This is a genomic window from Rhodanobacter ginsenosidimutans (assembly GCF_042655685.1).
Lineage (GTDB): Bacteria > Pseudomonadota > Gammaproteobacteria > Xanthomonadales > Rhodanobacteraceae > Rhodanobacter > Rhodanobacter ginsenosidimutans.
In genome coordinates, this window is record NZ_JBHSMM010000001.1 from 1,291,732 (window position 1) to 1,308,799 (window position 17,068).

General features: G+C 64.2%; 15 protein-coding genes and 1 tRNA gene. 11 read left to right on the forward strand and 5 right to left on the reverse strand.

Annotation, left to right across the window (positions count from 1 at the left end; translation table 11 throughout):
• Nucleotides 1-57: 57 nt before the first annotated feature.
• Together ACFPK0_RS05580 and ACFPK0_RS05585 are read left to right on the forward strand one after the other, a co-directional pair.
• Entirely contained in the window at nt 58-693 is a 636-nt protein-coding gene (locus ACFPK0_RS05580) for a glutathione S-transferase N-terminal domain-containing protein (RefSeq protein WP_056080587.1), read from the forward strand.
• Between the two features lie 222 nt (nt 694-915).
• A complete protein-coding gene (locus tag ACFPK0_RS05585; RefSeq protein ID WP_082520146.1) occupies nt 916-1,341 on the forward strand; it encodes a ClpXP protease specificity-enhancing factor in 426 nt (141 codons plus the stop codon).
• Nucleotides 1,342-1,370: 29 nt separating this feature from the next.
• On the opposite strand, the gene ACFPK0_RS05590 is transcribed toward ACFPK0_RS05585, so the two are convergent.
• From ACFPK0_RS05590 to ACFPK0_RS05605, 4 genes are all read right to left on the reverse strand, one after another.
• Nucleotides 1,371-1,787 carry a DUF3301 domain-containing protein gene (locus ACFPK0_RS05590; protein WP_056604875.1) on the reverse strand — a complete coding sequence of 139 codons (417 nt, stop codon included), beginning with the start codon at nt 1,785-1,787 and terminating at the stop codon, nt 1,371-1,373.
• Between the two features lie 268 nt (nt 1,788-2,055).
• Nucleotides 2,056-2,913, reverse strand: a complete 858-nt coding sequence (gene nadC / locus ACFPK0_RS05595; protein ID WP_377338961.1) for a carboxylating nicotinate-nucleotide diphosphorylase — start codon at nt 2,911-2,913, stop codon at nt 2,056-2,058.
• Entirely contained in the window at nt 2,910-5,177 is a 2,268-nt protein-coding gene (locus tag ACFPK0_RS05600; RefSeq protein WP_377338964.1) for a DUF1631 domain-containing protein, read from the reverse strand. The genes nadC and ACFPK0_RS05600 overlap by 4 nt, the downstream gene beginning before the upstream one ends.
• A 152-nt stretch (nt 5,178-5,329) precedes the next feature.
• Nucleotides 5,330-5,602, reverse strand: a complete 273-nt coding sequence (locus tag ACFPK0_RS05605; protein ID WP_377338966.1) for a Trm112 family protein — start codon at nt 5,600-5,602, stop codon at nt 5,330-5,332.
• A 67-nt stretch (nt 5,603-5,669) separates the two neighbouring features.
• Between ACFPK0_RS05605 and purE the strand changes: the two genes are divergently transcribed.
• Both purE and ACFPK0_RS05615 read left to right on the forward strand, forming a co-directional pair.
• Nucleotides 5,670-6,173, forward strand: a complete 504-nt coding sequence (purE, locus tag ACFPK0_RS05610; RefSeq protein ID WP_056080571.1) for a 5-(carboxyamino)imidazole ribonucleotide mutase — start codon at nt 5,670-5,672, stop codon at nt 6,171-6,173.
• On the forward strand, nt 6,170-7,327 hold the full coding sequence (locus tag ACFPK0_RS05615; protein ID WP_377338968.1) for a 5-(carboxyamino)imidazole ribonucleotide synthase: 1,158 nt from the start codon (nt 6,170-6,172) through the stop codon (nt 7,325-7,327). Before purE ends, ACFPK0_RS05615 begins: the two co-directional genes overlap by 4 nt.
• Nucleotides 7,328-7,406: 79 nt before the next feature.
• Here ACFPK0_RS05615 and ACFPK0_RS05620 read toward each other — a convergent pair whose 3' ends face one another.
• Nucleotides 7,407-7,985 carry a superoxide dismutase gene (locus tag ACFPK0_RS05620; protein WP_056080564.1) on the reverse strand — a complete coding sequence of 193 codons (579 nt, stop codon included), beginning with the start codon at nt 7,983-7,985 and terminating at the stop codon, nt 7,407-7,409.
• A 111-nt stretch (nt 7,986-8,096) separates the two neighbouring features.
• On the opposite strand from ACFPK0_RS05620, the gene grxD reads away from it, so the two are divergent.
• The 7 genes from grxD to ACFPK0_RS05655 all read left to right on the forward strand — a co-directional run bounded on the left by grxD (nt 8,097) and on the right by ACFPK0_RS05655 (nt 16,926).
• The gene (gene grxD, locus ACFPK0_RS05625) at nt 8,097-8,420 is read left to right on the forward strand and encodes a Grx4 family monothiol glutaredoxin (RefSeq protein ID WP_040671014.1); all 324 of its coding nucleotides are present in this window, start codon (nt 8,097-8,099) and stop codon (nt 8,418-8,420) included.
• The gene (locus tag ACFPK0_RS05630) at nt 8,417-9,190 is read left to right on the forward strand and encodes an SDR family NAD(P)-dependent oxidoreductase (RefSeq protein WP_056080560.1); all 774 of its coding nucleotides are present in this window, start codon (nt 8,417-8,419) and stop codon (nt 9,188-9,190) included. The genes grxD and ACFPK0_RS05630 overlap by 4 nt, the downstream gene beginning before the upstream one ends.
• A gap of 126 nt (nt 9,191-9,316) precedes the next feature.
• A complete protein-coding gene (locus tag ACFPK0_RS05635; protein ID WP_056081082.1) occupies nt 9,317-9,916 on the forward strand; it encodes a YhgN family NAAT transporter in 600 nt (199 codons plus the stop codon).
• 111 nt (nt 9,917-10,027) lie between these two features.
• The gene (gene olsF / locus ACFPK0_RS05640; protein WP_377338971.1) at nt 10,028-11,764 is read left to right on the forward strand and encodes a bifunctional ornithine lipid synthase OlsF; all 1,737 of its coding nucleotides are present in this window, start codon (nt 10,028-10,030) and stop codon (nt 11,762-11,764) included.
• A gap of 223 nt (nt 11,765-11,987) precedes the next feature.
• On the forward strand, nt 11,988-15,254 hold the full coding sequence (locus ACFPK0_RS05645) for a TonB-dependent receptor (RefSeq protein ID WP_377338973.1): 3,267 nt from the start codon (nt 11,988-11,990) through the stop codon (nt 15,252-15,254).
• Between the two features lie 129 nt (nt 15,255-15,383).
• On the forward strand, nt 15,384-16,781 hold the full coding sequence (gene ppnN, locus ACFPK0_RS05650) for a nucleotide 5'-monophosphate nucleosidase PpnN (RefSeq protein ID WP_056080551.1): 1,398 nt from the start codon (nt 15,384-15,386) through the stop codon (nt 16,779-16,781).
• Nucleotides 16,782-16,849: 68 nt separating this feature from the next.
• Nucleotides 16,850-16,926 (forward strand) — tRNA-Asn (locus ACFPK0_RS05655).
• Nucleotides 16,927-17,068: the final 142 nt, after the last annotated feature.

The following is a 17,068-nucleotide window of genomic DNA, read 5'->3' on the forward strand; positions in this document are numbered from 1 at the left end:
CTGCGAAGGCGGCGGCCGACCAGCCGCCGCCTTCGTGTCGACGAAGGGGATTGGTGCATGGTTCAAAGCGCGCGCTCACGTAACGTACTCACCTTGTATACCCTGGCCGATGACATCCAGTGTCACCGGGCACGACTGGTTCTGGCAGCCAAGGGCGTCAGCTACGAACGCGTGATCGTGGACCGCGACAAGGCGTCGGCGGAGCTGGTGGAGCTCAACCCTTACGGCACGACACCGACGCTCGTTGATCGCGACCTGGTCCTCTATGACACCAGCGTGGTGTGCGAATACCTGGACGAACGTTATCCACATCCGCCCCTGATGCCGATCGATCCGCTTTCGCGCGCCAGACTTCGTGTGGCGGCGGTGCGTATCGAAAAAGACTGGCTGACGGAAGTGGATGTGATCCGTGCTGGTGGTCGGCCCGCGGATGCCGCGCGCAAGCGGCTGCGGCAGAACCTGCTTTCCACGGTGCCGCTGTTCAAGGCGTCGCGCTTCTTCCTCAACCCCGAGATGAGCCTGGTGGACTGCCTGGTGGCCCCGGTGATCTGGCGGTTGCCGTCGCTGGACGTTGATCTTGGCAAGGAAGGGCGACCGATCGTCGATTACGGTGAGCGGCTGTTCCACAGCCAGGGCTTCGAGCGCAGTCTTACCGAGGACGAAAAAAACATGCGGTTGGAAACGGTGCGCTGAAGCCGGCTGCGGCCGTCTTGACACCATTTTTCCGCCCGCTGTCGCAGGGTGTCCAACGCTGACGGCACGGGCGACGGCTGACAAGCTGTCGACGCACGATCCATTTGTTGATGTTCAGCTGTCCGCCGCCAACATTCTGGTACGCCCGCAAACATCGACTTTCATTTGGCCCCTGGCCTTGAGGCATCACCCCCACAGATGAGCACCGACGAGTCCCCCTCGATGAGTTCCAATCGCCCGTATTTGCTGCGGGCGATCTACGACTGGATCAGCGACAACAACCTCACCCCGTACGTGCTGGTGGACGCCGGCGTGGAAGGGGTCAGGGTGCCGCCCCAGGTCATCAAGAACGGCCAGGTCGTGCTCAATCTCGCCATGCGCGCCGTCGCCAACCTTGACCTGGGCAACGACTGGATCAGCTTCCAGGCGCGCTTCTCTGGCGTCAGCCAATCGATCCACATACCGGTTCGTGCGGTGCTGGCGCTGTATGCCCAGGAAAACGGGCAAGGCATGATGTTCCCGGCCGAGGAGGAGGGCGACATGCCTCCGCCGACCACGCCGCCCGACGACGACAAGACGTCCGCCGGCCCCGCCGCACCCGCCGAAGCGGCGCCAAAGCGCGGCGCGCATCTGCGCGTCGTCAAATAACCAACAGGTACCGCGCGTAAACGCGGGAATCAGTGCAGGCGTTGGTCGGCGCGACGGGGACGCAGCGGGATCACGTTGTCGGATGTCTGGTGGCTTGCGCTTGTCGCGCCGGTAATGGCAACCGGAGACACCGGCAGGTCTGGCGTAGGCAAGCTCAGTGCGCTGATCGCTGTGCCCAGCATCCACATGTGCGCGGATTTGCGATCATCGCCTTCAAGACTGACCTCGAACCCGTAGCAGCGCTCGATCCTGCCCCGGCCGGGACTGCCGCGATGCAGTCGCAAGGCACGCAGCCCGACGGTTTCATCGAGCAGTTGCAGCCCATGTTGCAGGCACAAGCGACGCGCTTCGCGTACGGCATGTTCCCGCGCCGCGCTGATTTTCAGCCACAGGCCGACAACGGCACCAAGCGACAGCAGCAACAGCAGGTCTGAAAGATTGCTCATGCCGTCAGTGTGTGGGCCGTCGCTACCGTGTGCAAGCGATCGCCGGCATATCGTTCGGCCTGCGGTGCGGTCGGCGACGGACGATTCACCGGTTCGGGGAGTTGGCGCGCCGAGAGGTTGTGATTTTTCAATCTCGAAGCACGGTCGCGATGGGCGGGGGCGTGTCGATCACGCCGGTGATTCATTCGCGTGAGCGCTTCCGGGCATGTACCGGAAGCGCGACAGAGGTACACCACAGGAAGTGGTTTACCCCACAAACGCTGAGCCGTCAGCTCAATTGCAGGCGCAGGGAGAAATCCACCGCGTGGACATGCTTGGTCAGCGCACCCACGGAAATGAAATCCACGCCGGTGCGCGCGATGGCGCCGATCGTCTGCAGGTCGACGTTGCCCGAAGCTTCCAGTGGCACGCGGCCGGCCGTGATCCGCACCGCTTCGGTCATTTGTGGCGGGTCGAAGTTGTCCAGCATGATGCGGTCCACATCCGTCTCCAGCGCCAGTGCCAGCTCGGCCAGCGTCTCCACCTCGACTTCAAGTGGCAGATCAGGGTGTTTTTGCCTCGCCGATTGCACCGCCGCTGCGAGGCTGCCCGCGGCGATGATGTGGTTTTCCTTGATCAGGATGGCGTCGTACAGGCCCATCCGCTGGTTGTGGCCGCCGCCGCAACGCACCGCGTATTTTTGCGCCAATCGCAGCCCCGGTACGGTTTTTCGGGTGTCGAGGATGCGCGCGGCGGTGCCGGCGATGGCCCCGACATGGGACGAGGTGACGGTGGCGGTGCCGGACAGCAATTGCAGGAAGTTCAGCGCCGAACGCTCCGCCGTCACCAATGCACGGGCTTGACCGGAAAGGCGGCAGATCACGGCACCAGCCGTAGCCCGTTGCCCGTCCTGCAGCCGCCATTCGATATGGACTGAGGGATCCAGCCGCTGGAAGCAGGCATCGAACCATGCGCTTCCGGCCAACACCGCGTCGTCACGGCAGGTGAGCTCGGCGCGCCCGTGGGCATCGGCGCCGAGCAGGTCCGCCGTTGCATCGCCTGCGCCGATGTCCTCGGCGAAGGCGCGTTCGATGTCGTTGCTGATCTGGTCGGGGGAAGGGGGCGAAAAAGGCGTGCCGAAATTCATTCTTCTTCTGTGACAGGGGACGGATGGCTGAGGCGGTCCACGATGGCGCTCATGGCTCGCTCGAACAGCGCGTTGGCGGCCAGTACGCGCGCCTTGCCCTGCTTCAGCAGGGTGGCCAGCTCGCGTGGCGCGTAATCCGCCACCTTCAGCCCGCGCCGATTCACGAACAGGTAGCGCCCGGTCATCGGGCTGATCCACGACAGCTTGGCCCGCGTGCAGGAGTCATCGGCGAGCGAGAGCTCCAGCCAGGTACCCGACTGAAGCGCTTCCACCTGACGATACTCGGGGCTGTCCGTAGTGATGTCCGGAGACGCGAAACCGAGATTGTCGTCGTCGAAATCTGGCGCGGCCTGAACCAGCGGCTGGATGCTGTCGGGGATAGGCAGTGCGGATTCGTCCTCCGCCGGCGGTGCGGCGGAAGGGTTTATCTCGCCCAGTTGCTGGCGGTAGTAGGTATGCAACTGACCAAGCAGTCGCTCGATATCCGGCTCCTGGAAAGCGACATTGGCCAAGCCGTGACGCAGCGCCCGCTCGATGCCGGGCAACATCTGCCGAAGCGCCTGCCGGGCTTCAGGGGTTTGGGCGGGACGGCTGCTGGCGATGAATTCATTGACGAAATGCAGCGCCACCTTGAACTCGGTCGAATCATCGCCGTGGCGCAACAGCAGCAGCACCATGTGATTGGCCCATGCGCGGGCCAGTACGCCATGGATCAACGGTGGCAATTCGTTGGTGCCGATCCGCTCGACGATTTCCCGGGCGGCGCGACGACGTGCGTATTCCAGCTTTTCGCGGCCGCGGGTGGATTCGGCCACGCGCAGCTCGGCCAGATCCGCGCGTTTCATGCTCAGTTCCTGGAACTGCTGCAGGTCCGCCAGGAGCCGGTCGAAAATGCCCATGTCATCATCGAATTCGTGCAGCAGCTGTTCGACGATGGACTTGACCTTCTCGTGCAGGCGCCGGTCGCGGTCGGATTCGTCGGACCAGCCCTTCGCCTGTTCCGCCAGGCCGTCGAGCAGGCGCCGTGCCGGATGCTGGCGATGCGCGAAAAGCTTGCGATCGATGATGGCCGCTTTCAGATAGGGAATCTGCAGTCGAGCCAGCAGTACCTGCATCTCCGGTGGCAGGTTGCGGTCTTCCAGGATGAATTCGAACAACATGCCGACCAGGTCGATGGTGTCCTCGTCGATCGAGGCCACCTGGCCCGGCCGTGCACCACGCAAGGCCCCGATCTGGCGCAGCAGTTGTTCCTTCAGCGCGGTGACCTCGTGGCTGAGGTTGGCGCCGGACAGGCCGGCGGCCGATGGTTGCGCGTCAGTGGTGGCTATCTGGTTCTGCAATACGCTGAGTGCGCCCAGCAACTCGTTCACCGAGGGCAACGGGCCGCTGGAATAATTGCCCGCCCCGCCGTCGCCGCTTTCACCGGGATTGCCACGACGTGCACTGAACAGCGCATGCAGGGTTTGCAGCAGGTCGCCGGGAATGTCGCCCGATTCCTCGCTGGCCACGCCATGGTGTTCGCCATTTACCGACGAGGACGCAGCCGCCGTACCGGACGGCTGGCGAGCCACGTGGGGGCGCAGTTGGGGCAGTACGCCAGCGCGAATAAGCTCCGCGTTGATCGCCTGATACAACTCCTCGAGCGCTGACAGTACATAGCGGTCGAACAGTTTGTAGATAATCAGCTTCACGCGCATGTCGGCACTGAGTTCGTGCAATGCCGTGCGGAATGCCTGGGACAGGATCGCGGGCGCGACGGGGTTGTTGCTGTCGTCGATCTTGTGGCCGCCGCAAATGACCGACAGGCGATGATTGACGGCGAACAGGTCGCGGGACATGCGCGATTCGTTCTTGCCGATCATGCTGGTGATCGCCAGCGATTCTTCCAGTTCGTTGTCGGCAACCAGCGACAACTCCACCACGCCGGTAGGGGCGGGGGAATGCGTTGCCGACGGACGGCGGCTGGCCAGTTCGCCCAGCTCGCGCCCGATGGTGGACAGGAACGACCGCTCCACCGTCGCCCGACGCTTGCGCACGTCGCGCATGCCATCGAAGTAGTGCATCTGGGCCGCATTGTTCTCGGCCTTTTCGGCCAGGTCGAATAATGCGTCGTCGACATGTTCGAACACGTTGCCGACCCACTGCTGCAGCAAACGATTGGCGATGGTGCGAACCGTTGCAAGCAATTCACCGACGCGCTCGCTGGAAGGATCCATGCGCTGGTTCAAATTGACGATTTTTGATGAGTCACTGGCTTCGTTCATAGCCACGCCCCCGGAGCGTCATCAGTCATGCAGTGCCGTCCGGGCGAACCGGTCGGAATGCCACAATAAGCCAAAGCGAGCCCGCATGTCATGCCTGGCGCACATTATCAATGATCCGGTCGGCCCGATGGCCGCAGGGCATTTACTCGTTTTCAGGATGCCGCCGGAAAATCCGTCAGTTGCAGCGTACCGATACCTTCTTCCGGGAGCATGACAGGAATGCCATCGTCGACCCGGTAGATGACCTTCCGGTCCGTGGTGATCAGGCCTTCGGCGATGGGTTGGCTCACGCGGGCGTGCGCCACGGTATCGACGGATCCGGCGCTGATGGCCGAATTCAGGGCGTCGAGTTCATGCTTGCCCAGGGGCCGCACCGGTGTCTTGCTGACCGGGCAGCACAGGATGTCGAGTAAGCGCTTGTCCATGATGATTTATGCGGGATGCCGGAGCTGCGGAAAGCCCGTACAATAGCGGTTTTTGGACGGCCGAACCATGACAGCAGCAATCAGGGCGCCGCGCGTTGGCGTGGTGATGGGGTCACGTTCGGACTGGGAAACCATGCAGCACGCGGCCGATGTGCTGACCGAGCTGGGCGTGTCACACGAGGTGCAGGTGGTCTCCGCGCACCGCACGCCTGACTTGCTGTTTCATTATGCCGAACAGGCTGCCGGCCGGGGCATCCAGGTGGTGATTGCCGGGGCCGGCGGCGCGGCGCACCTGCCGGGCATGCTGGCGGCAAAAACGCGGCTGCCGGTGTTCGGCGTGCCGGTGCAGTCCAAGGCGCTCAACGGCATGGATTCACTGCTCTCCATCGCCCAGATGCCGGCCGGCATCCCGGTGGGGACGCTGGCCATCGGGCGCGCTGGCGCCGTCAATGCCGGATTGCTGGCCGCCGCGGTGCTGGCCTTGCACGACGGCGAGCTGGCCAAGGCGCTGGACGCGTGGCGCAGCCGCCAGACGCAAGCGGTGATCGATCAACCGGACCCCCGCCAATGACCGCTGATCGGCAGCCCGTGCTGGGCATTCTTGGCGGCGGTCAACTGGCCCGCATGCTGGCCCTGGCCGCGGCGCCGCTGGGCGTGAAGACCCAGGTCGTGGACGGCGTCGCCGATGCCTGCGCCGGTCAGGTGGCGCCGCTGGTGGTGGCCGACTGGACCGATTACGCCGCGCTGGAAGCGTTTGCCGCGCAAGTCGACGTGGTCACCTTCGATTTCGAGAATGTGCCCGCGGAAACCGCGCATTGGCTGGCCGAGCGCGTGGCGGTGTTCCCCGCGCCGCAGGCCTTGGCCGTCGCGCAGGATCGCCTGGCCGAAAAAACCATGTTTCGCGATTGTGGCCTGCAGACGGCCGCGTTCATGGCGGTGGATACCCGCGAGATGCTGGATCAGGCGCTGGCCACGATCGGCACGCCGGCCATTCTGAAGACCCGTCGGCTGGGTTACGACGGCAAGGGGCAGTTCCGCCTGCACTCGATCGCCGATGCCGATGCCGCATGGGCATCGCTAGGTGCGGCCGCCGCGCGGCATGGGCTGATCCTGGAGGCTTTCGTGCCGTTCCAGCGCGAGTTGTCGGTGATCGCGGTGCGCGGTCGCAACGGTGATTTCAACACCTGGCCACTGACCCGCAACTGGCATACCGATGGCGTGCTCAGCATGAGCCTGGCGCCCGCGCCGGATATCGAGCAGCTGCAGGGCCGGGCCACCGAGCTGGCGCGCACATTGGCCGAGCGGCTGGGTTATGTCGGCGTTTTCGCGCTGGAACTGTTCGTGAAAGACGGAGAGTTGCTGGGCAACGAGATGGCGCCGCGCGTGCACAACTCCGGCCACTGGACGATCGAAGGCGCGCACACCAGCCAGTTCGAGAATCATGTTCGCGCCGTCCTCGGCATGCCGCTGGGTGATTGCGAGGCGCGCGGCGTATCGGCGATGTTCAACTGGATCGGTGACCTGCCGGATCCCGCGCCCGTATTGCGCACGGTGGATGCGCACTGGCACGACTACGGCAAGCAGGCACGGCCGGGTCGCAAGGTGGGCCATGCCACGCTTTGCGCGCCCACGTCCGGCGCCCTGGCCGATCGTCTGGCTGATGTCGCCACGACACTGGGCCGCCTGCCGCAAGCGCAGCCGGCGCTGGATGCATTGACCCGCTAAGCGCCATCGCGACCGCGTCGACCCATGAAAAAACGGAGCCATGACGGCTCCGTTTTTTTGGTGGCGCTGACAGGAAAAATCAGGCCAGGTTCTTCGCCGCGAAATCCCAGTTCACGAGATTCCAGAACGCTTCCAGATACTTCGGGCGGGCGTTGCGGTAGTCGATGTAGTACGCGTGCTCCCACACGTCGGCGGTGAACAGCGGCTTGTCGGTGCCGGTGATCGGGGTGGCGGCGTTGGACGTGTTGACGATGCCCAGCGAGCCATCCTGGCGCTGCACCAGCCAGGTCCAGCCCGAGCCGAAGTTGCCGGCGGCGGACTTGGTGAACTCCTCCTTGAATTTCTCGACCGAGCCGAACGCCTTGTTGATCGCGTCGGCCAGCTTGCCGGTCGGCTCGCCGCCGCCGTTGGGTTTCATCGAGTTCCAGTAGAACGTGTGGTTCCAGGTTTGCGCCGCGTTGTTGAACACGCCGCCGGACGACTTCTTGATGATGTCCTCGAGCGAGGCGTTGGCAAACTCGGTGCCTTCGATCTGCTTGTTCAGGTTGGTGACATAGGCCTGATGATGCTTGCCGTAATGAAACTCCAGCGTTTCGGCCGAGATATGGGGCTCGAGGGCGCTTTTTTCGTACGGAAGGGGAGGAAGTTCAATTGCCATGATTGGCTCCTTGGCGATGGCGGAGAAAGCGCGACCGGTCGCAACGGCCGGTCGCTGGGGGGCTGATACAATGCCGGCCTGCACGCATTGTAAAGATGAAACATTCGAACCATGGATATTAACGAACGAATCAAGGCGATGCTTGCCGAGCATCCCATCGTGCTCTTCATGAAGGGTACGCCGGAATTTCCCATGTGTGGTTTTTCCAGCCGCGCGGCGCGTGCGTTGAGCGATGCCGGTGCGCCATTCCACGCCGTGAATGTGCTGGCCGATCCCCAGGTGCGCGCAGCGTTGCCGCATTTCGCCAACCTGCCCACGTTCCCGCAGATGTTCATCCAGGGCGAGTTGATCGGCGGCTGCGACGTCATCGAGGATTTGCAGGTGGCCGGTGAACTGGCACGCATGGCCAGCGACGTCGCGGAAACGACGCATTGACCGCGCTGCCTGTAGCCCGCTTGCCCGAGGGCTGGAAACCTGCGGCCGATACGCTGGCCGGACGCGTTGTTCTCGTCACCGGTGCCTATGGCGGGTTGGGTGGCGCGGTGTCGCGCGCAGCTGCGCGCGCCGGTGCCACGGTCGTCATCACCGGCAAGCGCAAGCGCCAGCTGGAGCAGCTTTACGACGCCATGATGTCCGAGGGCTTGCCCGAGCCGGTGATCCATCCGCTGGACATGGAGGCGGCCACGCCCACCGATTACGCCGCGCTGGCCGAAGGGCTGGAGCGCGACTTTGGCCGTCTGGACGGCATCGTGCATGCGGCGGCGAGTTTTGCCGGACTCACGCCCATCGTCATGCACAAGCCCGATGCCTGGCTGCGCACGATGCACGTGAATGTGTCGGCGCCCTTCGCGCTGACCCAGGCCTGCATGCCACTGCTGCTTGGCGCGCCGGACAGCGCCGTGGTGTTCGTGCTGGACAACCCGGACTTGTTGCAGCGGGCGCACTGGGGCGCCTATGGCGCATCGAAGGCGGCGCTGGAGCGGTTGGTGGCGATCCTGCATCAGGAAACCGACGACGGCGCGATGCGCACGCATGCGCTGCTTCCCGCGCCCATGCGCACCACGTTGCGGCGCATGGCCTATTTCGGCGAAGACTCCATGCAACTGCCGCTGCCTGATGCGACGGCGGAAGCGGCGGTTTACCTGCTTGGCCCCGATGCGGCACCGGCGCGTGGCGCGGTGCTGGACCTGCGCGACGGCGCCTGATTCCGAGCGGTACACCGCCTTCGCATGCGGCCGCTGGTTTCGGTGTAGAACCGCAGTCTGTACGCAACCCCTGCACGGGTCGGCCGACCCGCCACCCAAGGAGCCTCCGGTTCGATGGAAACGCAGATGACCACGTTGTCGGCGGGAATCATGTTGTTTCTGATCATGGACCCGCTGGGCAACATCCCGTTCTTCCTCAGCCTGCTCAAGGACGTGCCGCCGCGCCGGCGTCGCCTGGTGATGGTGCGCGAGCTGCTGATTGCGCTAGGCGTGCTGCTGGTGTTCCTGTTCGGCGGCCAGTTCATGCTGAAGCTGCTGCAGCTGAAGTCCGATTCGATCAGCATCGCCGGCGGCATCGTGCTGTTCCTGATCGGCATCCGCATGGTGTTTCCGCCGGCCGACGGCGGCGGCATCTTCGGCAAGGCGGGCGAGGGTGAACCGTTCATCGTGCCGATGGCGATCCCCGGCGTGGCCGGCCCGTCGGCCATGGCCGCGCTGCTGCTGCTGACCAACACCCAGCCCGGTCGCACCGCCGACTGGGTGATCGCCTTGTTGCTGGCGTGGCTGGCCACGTCGGTGATCCTGCTCAGTGCCACCTACCTGTTCCGCTGGCTGGGCGAGAGCGTGCTGACCGCGCTGGAGCGGGTCATGGGCATGTTGCTGATCGCCTTGTCCGTGCAGATGTTCCTGGGCGGCGTCGCCTCGTTCCTGCATCTGGCGATCTGAGCGCGAGGCGCTTTCCCTCGGCGCCCCGGCTGAAGCGGCATTGACGCCGCACATACTCGACCTGTTGTCACAATCGTCTGACAGATTGGGGAAAACTCTCGAGGGCGCGACATGCTGAGCATTGAACAGGCGCTGGTCGAGCGGATGCCCTGGCTGGCGCAGCACCCCAGGATCCGCCGCCCCATGGCCGGGCTTTTCGGACGCCTGGCCGACGAATCCACCTTCAACCGCGTGCTTGACCAGGCCGGCGCCGCGCGCGGTTTCGACTTTGTCGACCGCACGCTGGCGTTGCTGGGAACGCGCAGCCACGTCCACCCGCAGCAGCGCGAGAACATTCCGGTGGACGGCCCGCTGCTGGTGGTCGCCAACCATCCGCTGGGCATGCAGGATGCGCTGGCGCTGTTGCAGTTGATCGGCTCCGTGCGTCGTGACGTGCGGGTGCTGGGCAACGACTGGCTGGCCGTGGTGCCGCAACTGGGGGATCTGCTGTTGCCGGTGGATGTATTCGGCAACGGCGCCGCTTCGCGCCTGCGTGGCATCTATCGCGCGCTGGACAACGGCGAGGCCTTGATCGTGTTTCCTGCCGGCGAAGTGTCGCGCATGCGCGCCACGGGCGTGCGTGACGGGCGCTGGTCGGATGGTTTCGCCCGGTTGTCGTTGCGGCGAAAGGTGCCGGTGCTGCCGATCCACGTGACGGCGCGCAATTCCGCCGCTTTCTACGGGCTGTCGATGCTGGCCAAGCCGTTGAGCACGGCGATGCTGCCGCGCGAGGCGGTGGCCGCGGGACAGCGGCGTATCGGCTTCCAGATCGGCGCCCTGATCGATCCCGATGAGTTGGCCTTGCGCAGCGGGAATTCGCCGGCACGCGCGACGGTGCTGATGCGGCGGCACGTCTATCGGGTAGCGCGTGGTCGCGGGCTGATCTTCGGCGGGCAGGTGGCGCTGGCGCATCCGGAGCCCGTGCAGCAGCTGGTCGACGAACTGGCCGGCGCCGAAAAACTGGGCGATCTGTCGGATGGCAAACAGGTGTTGCTATTCACCGGTTCGTGCGACAGCGCGGTGCTGCGCGAGATCGGCCGCTTGCGCGAGCTGACCTTTCGCAAGGTGGGTGAGGGCACCGGCCAGCGCTGCGACCTGGATGCGTACGACGCCCATTACGAGCACCTGCTGCTGTGGGACCCGGCGGCGCAACGCATCGTGGGTGCCTACCGTTTTGGTCATGGCGCCCGGGTGCTGTCCGAGCGCGGCATGGCCGGTTTGTACACCGCCAGCCTGTTCCATTATTCGCCCGCGCTCGAGAGCCGCCTGAGCCAGGGACTGGAATTGGGGCGCAGTTTCATCGCGCCGGCGTATTGGCGGTCGCGGGCACTCGATCAGCTGTGGCAGGGCATCGGCCTGTATCTGCAGCGCCACCGCGAGATCCGCTACCTGTTCGGCCCGGTCAGCATGTCGGTGAAGCTGCCGCGCGAGGCGCGCGAGTGGATCGCCGTGGCGCACCAGCATTATTTCGGCGCGCCGGGCCTGGCCGCGGCGCGCCAGCCGTTCGTGGTGTCACCCCAGGTGGCCGAGCGCGTGCATCAGGCGCTGGCCGGCCTGGACCCGCAGGCGGGCCTGGGTCAGCTCAAGCATCAGCTCGATGCCCTGGGCGTCAGCCTGCCGGTGCTGTATCGCCAGTACGTCGACTTGATGGAGCCGGCGGGTGTGCAGTTTCTGGACTTTGGCGAGGACCCGGATTTCTCCGGCTGTGTCGACGGCCTGGTGATGCTGGATCTGGCGAATCTGAAGGCGTCCAAGCGGACGCGCTACCTGGGGGCGGCAGCGGCTGAATCGGTGAAATTTTATAAGTGACTGATATTCATGCATTAAACGTTGAGTTTTGGGGTGGCTACACGCATCGAGGCACCTGCAAACGTTATAAAAGTGTCATACACTATCGTTAATATTTTTTAACAATCGAGGCCGTCGGTCGGCTTCGATGATGGTCCGAAACCTGTCCAGCGGCGTTGCCCGTGCCGTCCCGCAGTCACCGGCAACGCCCACGAATCCGTTGTGAGCCCAAGGTCGATCAAGAATGAATAACCCGATACGCACCAAGATCCTGCCCCTCGCCATCGCCTCCCTGCTGGTGGCGAGTGCGCCCGCCATGGCGCAGGTCACCTCGTCCGCCATCAGTGGACGCGTGCTCGACAACGCCGGCCAGCCGGTGGCGGGCGCCACTGTGCAGATCGTGCATGAGCCTTCCGGCACCACGAAGATCACCACCACCGACGCCGATGGACGCTATTCGGCCCAGGGCATGCGCGTGGGCGGCCCGTTCGACGTGACCGCATCCAAGGCCGGCCTGACCCAGGGCGAGCAGGATCAGGTGTACCTGCAGCTGGGCCAGGAAAGCACGGTCAACCTGACCATGAGTGCCGAGCAGGCCAAGAATGTTCAGGACCTTTCCGGTGTGACAGTGTCCGCCAGCGCGTTGATGCAGACCTTCACGCCGGACAACAAGGGCCTGTCGACCAATCTTTCCGAGAAGCAATTGCAGGCGACGCCGCAGGCCGACCGCTCGATCTCGGACATCGCGCGTCTTGATCCGCGCATCACGGTGACCGACCAGGGCTCCGGCGCCATCTCCGCCAACGGCCAGAACACCCGCTACAACAACATCAGCGTGGACGGCGTATCGCAGGGCGACCCGTTTGGCCTCAACGCCAACGGCCTGCCGTACCAGGGCTCGCCGATCTCGCCCGACACCATCGCCGAATACAACATCTCCACCGCGAATTTCGACACCACCTCCAACAGCGTGGGCGCCAGCATCAACGCGGTGACCAAGTCGGGTACCAACGATTTCCACGGCTCGGTCTACTACGCCTATCGCAACGCCAGCCACCTGGTAGGCGACGCCGGCTATCTGGACCGCGACGACCCGAACTACCACTACAAGGGCTACGGCATCGACGCCACCAAGGGCGTGACCCTGGGCGGCCCGATCGTCAAGGACAAGCTGTTCTTCTTCGTGTCCGCCGAGAAGCAGAAGACCACCGGCGTGGGCTCCTCGTCCAATGTGGCGTATGACCCGAGCCTCGGTGATGGCCCGTCCACCGGCAATGCGGTTTCTCCCGGCGACATCGAGCGCATCCGCAACATCGCCATCGGTTACGGCCTGGATCCGGGCGACGTTGCCGGCGGCACGACCGACCTGACGGATGACCGCTACCTGGTCAAGCTGGACTGGAACATCAGCAACAACCACCGCGCCAGCTTCACCTACCAGCGCACGAAAGAGTCGTATCCGAAGGTCAACGGCAACGGCAATTCGTCGGTCGGCCTGAGCAGCTACTGGTACACCACCAACAGCCTCACCGAGAACTCGGTGATCCACCTGTTCGACGACTGGTCCGACAATTTCTCCACCGAGGTGAAGATCGGCTTCCAGCAGTTCTCGCAGCTGGCGGGTGGCGCCAAGGACCAGCCGGCCATCCAGGTGCACACCGATTCGTTCAACAGCCCGTCGGTGAACCTGGGCGAAGACCAGTTCCGCCATTACAACGAAATCAACACCAAGCGCTGGACGGCGTTTGTCGCGGGCACCTATTACGCCGGCGACCACACCATCAAGGGTGGCCTGGCCTTCGAGCAGGACCAGATCTACAACCTGTTCGGCCGCACGGAGTTCGGTTCGTACACGTTCAACAGCATCGACGATTTCGCCGCCGGTGCGGGCAACTACGACAGCTATGAGCTGTACCAGCCCGCCGGCGACCGCGGCATCGGCGACATCGCCGCCAAGTGGACCTACCGCCAGTACACCCCGTTCCTGCAGGACACCTGGCAGGTCACCGACAACCTGTCGGTGATGTACGGCGTCCGCGTCGACATCCCGTACTCCGACCACAAGCCGCCGTACAACGCCGATGCCGCTGCCGCGTTCGGCTATCCGAACAACTACGCGGTCGGTTCCAGCAATCGCGTGGTCGAACCGCGTCTGTCGTTCAACTACAACTTCGAAGGCGACCGCATGATGCAGTTGCGCGGTGGCGTGGGCCTGTTCCAGACCACACCGCCCACGGTATGGATGACCAACCCGTACCAGAACAACGGCCTTACCCTCGTTGACTACAAGTACGGCTACGGCTCGCATTGCGACGCCAAGCCGGATTTCAGCCCGGACGCGCACAACCAGATCATCGACGACTCGCCCGGCTGCGCGGTGGCCGGCCCGGTGGATACGATCTCCAAGGACTTCCGCTTGCCCTCCGTGTGGAAGGCCGCGCTGGCGCTGGATCGCGAATTGCCGTGGTGGGGCATGATCGCTTCGGCCGAGTACCAGCACATCCAGGTGCGCAATGCGATCCTGTACAAGGCGATCAACCTGGGCACGCCCTCGGGCTACCTGCCTGACGGCCGCGAGCAATACTGGGTCACGCCTGGCGCGACCAAGGGCCCGAACAACGGTGCCAACCCGGCGTTCTCCACCGCTTCCACGCAGCTGACCAACACCCACAAGGGCAAGGCCGACAGCTTCACCCTGTCGCTGCGCAAGCCGTTCTCGGAGAACTTCTTCGGCAACGCCAGCTTCACCCTCAGCCATTCGACCGAGGTCAATTCGGGCGGCAGCTCGCAGGCGTTCTCCAGCTACCAGTACATGCCGCGCATCAATCCGAACGGCAACGAGAACGAAATTTCCGCCTACAACATTCCGCGCAGCCTCAAGCTGTCGCTGACCTGGCAGCACAAGTTCTTCGGCGACTACAACACGCAGATCTCGGCGTTGTACCTGGGCCACGACGGCCTGCCGTACAGCTGGGTCTACAGCGGCGACGCGAATGGCGACGGCATCAGCTATTACGACCTGGCCTACATCCCGCAGGTCAACGACGCGCTTGTGGGTGCCTATGTGGACAGCAAGGGCAAGCCCGCCAGTGCCCAGCTCGTGCAGCAGTTCCAGGACTACATCACGAACAACGAGTACCTCAATGCCCACCGCGGCGACATCGCCGGCCGCAATGCCAGCCATCTGCCCTGGTCGAACGAGCTGGACATGAGCTTCGTGCAGGAGCTTCCGGGCTTCTTCAAGGGTCACAAGGGTGAGTTGCGACTGGATGTCTACAACTTCCTGAACCTGGTCAACAAGGACTGGGGCAGCGTGCCCTACATTCAGTACCAGACGCGCAACCTCGCCGGTTACAACGGCGTGGTGGACGGCAAGTACGTCTACAAGCTGCCGACCGACAAGAATGGCAACTACCAGGCAACGCCGATTGGCGTGTACGAATCGGGCCAGAACCCGACCCGCGTGGTTTCGCGCTGGTCGGCCATGCTGACCCTTCGCTACACGTTCTAAGCGAACCTGTGGATTGATCGAACAGACCGGCGTCCGCGAGGGCGCCGGTTTTTTTTGGCTTGACCCTGTCGACGCCCGCGCGTGAAGCTAACGAGCTCGCCGTATCGAGACGGCATGGAGATGTAGTGCATGAATGTTGTAAACACCGGTTCCGGCAAAGTCGCCACCGTCAGCGCGCGCATTTCGCCCGCGGGTGGCCTGGATATCCTGTCCCGCAACGAGGTGGTGCGCCTGCGTGGCGCCAGCGGGTCCGGGCTGCATGCACTGCTGCGCCGTTGCGCGCTGGCCGTGCTCACCTCGGGCAGCATCAGCGACGATCCGCGCGCCATCCTGGAGCGATATCCGGATTTCGACATCCAGGTGCTGCAGCAGGATCGCGGCATCAAGATCGAGCTTTCGCACGCGCCGGCGCAGGCGTTCGTGGATGGCCAGATCATCCGCGGCATCAACGAATTGCTGGTGGCGGTGGTACGCGACATCGTCTACGTGGCGACCCAGCTGGAGCACACCGGCGACGATCTCGATGAATCCGACCGGCTCACCGAGGACGTGTTCGAGATCCTGCGCAATGCGCGCATCCTCAAGCCGCATGCCGACCCCAACCTGGTGGTGTGCTGGGGCGGGCATTCGATCTCGCGCGAGGAGTACGACTACACCAAGCTGGTCGGTTACCAGCTCGGTCTGCGCGGCATGGACATCTGCACGGGTTGCGGCCCCGGCGCCATGAAGGGGCCGATGAAGGGCGCGACCATTGCGCACGCCAAGCAGCGTCACCGGCACAACCGCTATATCGGGCTGACCGAGCCGGGCATCATCGCCGCCGAATCGCCCAACCCGATCGTCAACCACCTGGTGATCATGCCGGACATCGAGAAACGCCTCGAAGCCTTCGTGCGCATCGGCCACGGCATCATCGTGTTTCCCGGCGGCGTCGGCACCGCCGAGGAGATCCTCTACCTGCTCGGCATCCTGCTGCATCCGGACAACGCCGATACGCCGTTCCCGCTGATCTTTACCGGGCCGAAACAATCGGCGGCGTACTTCGAGCAGATCGATCAATTCCTGCGCCTGACCCTGGGCGATGAAGTGGCCGAGCGTTACCAGATCATCGTCGACGACCCGGCGACGGTGGCACGGGCCATGGTCAAGGGCGTGGAAAAGGTTCGCCACCACCGGCTGGATACCAAGGACGCCTTCTTCTTCAACTGGGCACTGCAGGTGCCGTATGCGTTCCAGCTGCCGTTCCAGCCGGACCACGCCGCGATGCGGGCGTTGCAGATCCGGCATGATCGGCCCCGCCACGAACTGGCCGCCGACCTGCGCCGCGCGTTTTCCGGCATCGTCGCCGGCAACGTGAAGGAGGAGGGTGTGCGCGCCATCGAGCAGCACGGGCCGTTCGACATCGACGGCGACAGCGACATCATGCAGGCCCTGGACAAGCTGCTGCAGGCCTTCGTGGAGCAGCAACGCATGAAGCTGCCCGGCGGCGCGGCGTACGTGCCTTGCTACCGCGTGCGTACGCCTTGAAAAGGGCGCGAAATTTGCTCCCGATGGGTTGACAGCTGAGCGCACGAACTACAAACTACGCAGCTCCCGCCCGAATAGCTCAGCTGGTTAGAGCACTTGACTGTTAATCAGGGGGTCGTTGGTTCGAGTCCAACTTCGGGCGCCAAAATTCAAGCAAAGGGCCGCGAGTGATCGTGGCCCTTTTGCGTGGGCGGTACCCACGGTTTGTTCCGCGGTGAAAGCCCTTGGTGCCCTGCTTGCGGCAACTGGTGAAAATCGTAAAGGCCGCTGCCGGAAATCGCTGGCCC